The sequence below is a fragment of the Mycobacterium gordonae genome (assembly GCF_002101675.1).
Lineage (GTDB): Bacteria > Actinomycetota > Actinomycetes > Mycobacteriales > Mycobacteriaceae > Mycobacterium > Mycobacterium gordonae.
The window spans coordinates 1-2,002 of record NZ_LQOY01000188.1; the positions used below are offsets into that span (position 1 = coordinate 1).

At 67.3% G+C, this 2,002-nt stretch carries 1 protein-coding gene; it reads left to right on the forward strand.

What is annotated here, in order from left to right:
- Nucleotides 1–2,002: condensation domain-containing protein (locus tag AWC08_RS24205; protein WP_142283784.1), on the forward strand; the 2,002-nt coding region annotated here is incomplete at both ends.

The following is a 2,002-nucleotide window of genomic DNA, read 5'->3' on the forward strand; positions in this document are numbered from 1 at the left end:
GTGTCGGCTATCTGGGCCGCGCGGGGTTGACGGGGTCGCGGTTTGTGGCGTGTCCGTTCGGGGGGGCCGGGGCGCGTATGTATCGCACCGGGGATCTGGTGTGCTGGCGTCCGGACGGGCAGCTGGTCTTTGTGGGGCGGGCTGATGAGCAGGTCAAGATCCGCGGGTATCGCATCGAACTGGGTGAGGTCCGTGCGGTGCTGGCCGGGCTGGATGGGGTGCAGGCCGCGGTGGTGGTGGCCCGGGAGGACCGCCGCGGGGATAAGCGCCTGGTGGGGTATGTCACCGGCGAATGCGACCCGGCGAAGATACGGACTGCGCTGGCCGAGCGGCTGCCCGGATATATGGTGCCGGCGGCGGTGATGGTACTGACCGCGTTGCCGCTGACCGCTAACGGCAAACTCGACGTCCGGGCGTTGCCGGCACCCGACTACGGCGATGCCGATCGTTACCGTGCCCCGGCCAACCCGACCGAGGAGATCTTGGCCGGCATCTATGCCCGGGTGCTGGGTGTGGAGCCGGTCGGGGTTGATGACTCGTTCTTCGATTTGGGTGGGGATTCACTGTCGGCGATGCGCCTCATCGCCGCGATCAACACCGCCTTGGATGTCGACCTTGCGGTCCGTGTGGTGTTCGAGGCCCCGACGGTGGGCGGGTTGGCGACCCGCATCGGCGAGGGTAGGGGTGGGTTGGCGCCGCTGGTGGCCGTTCCGCGGCCGGCGGTGGTGCCGTTGTCGTTTGCCCAGTCCCGGTTGTGGTTCTTGGACCAATTACACGGGCCGTCTCCCGTGTACAACTTGCCGGTGGCCCTGCGGCTGAGTGGCGGGTTGGATGCCGACGCGCTCGGTGTCGCGCTGGTTGACGTGGTAGCCCGCCATGAGAGTCTGCGCACGCTGTTTCCCACTCCTGAGGGAACACCTGAGCAGCTGGTGCTTCCGGTCGAGCGGGCCGACTTCGGTTGGGAGGTTGTCGATGCTGCCGGTTGGCCGGCAGCCCGGTTGGGGGAGGCCATCGGCGCGGTAGCCGGTCACCCGTTTGACCTGGCGGCGCAGATTCCGTTGCGGGCGCGGCTCTTCCGCCTCGCCGATGATGAGCACGTGTTGGTAGCGGTGGCCCACCACATCGCCGCTGACGGCTGGTCAGTGGCACCGCTGCTACGCGATCTGGAGGTGGCTTACGCCGCCCGCTGTGTGGGGCAGGCGCCGGGCTGGGCGCCGTTGGCCGTGCAGTATGTGGATTACACGTTGTGGCAGCGCGCCCAGTTGGGGGAGTTGGAAGACCCTGACAGCCGCATCGCCGCCCAGTTGGCGTATTGGGAACAGGCCCTGGCCGGGATGCCAGAACACGTGCAGATTCCTACTGATCGGCCCTACCCGCCGGTGGCCGATTACCGCGGTGACCGGGTTGCGATCGACTGGCCGGCCGAACTGCAGCAGCAGGTGGCCGCAGTTGCCCGGGAGCACCAAGCGACCACTTTCATGGTGGTGCAGGCCGCGCTGGCGGTCCTGCTTTCCAAACTGAGCGACAGTTCCGATGTGGCGGTCGGGTTCCCGATCGCCGGGCGGCGTGACCCGGTGCTCGATAATTTGGTCGGGTTTTTCGTCAACACCTTGGTGTTGCGGGTTGATCTGGCCGGTGATCCCGGTGTTGGGGAGCTTCTGGCCCAGGTGCAAACGCGCAGCCTGGCCGCCTACGAACACCAGGACGTGCCGTTCGAGCTGCTGGTGGAGCGGCTCAACCCGACCCGCTCCCTGGCCCACCACCCGCTGGTTCAGGTGGTGTTGTCGTGGCAGAACCTGCCGACAGCCGCTGACGGGTCGGGATTGGGCGAGGTTGAGCTCACGCCGCTGCCCATCGACGTTCACACCGCCCGGATGGATCTGGATTTCTTCCTGGCTGAGCGCTGGGATGAGTCCGGTGAGCCCGCCGGAATCGGTGGCGCGGTGGAGTTCCGCACCGACGTGTTCGACACCGCGAGCATCGAAGTGCTGATCGAGCGGCA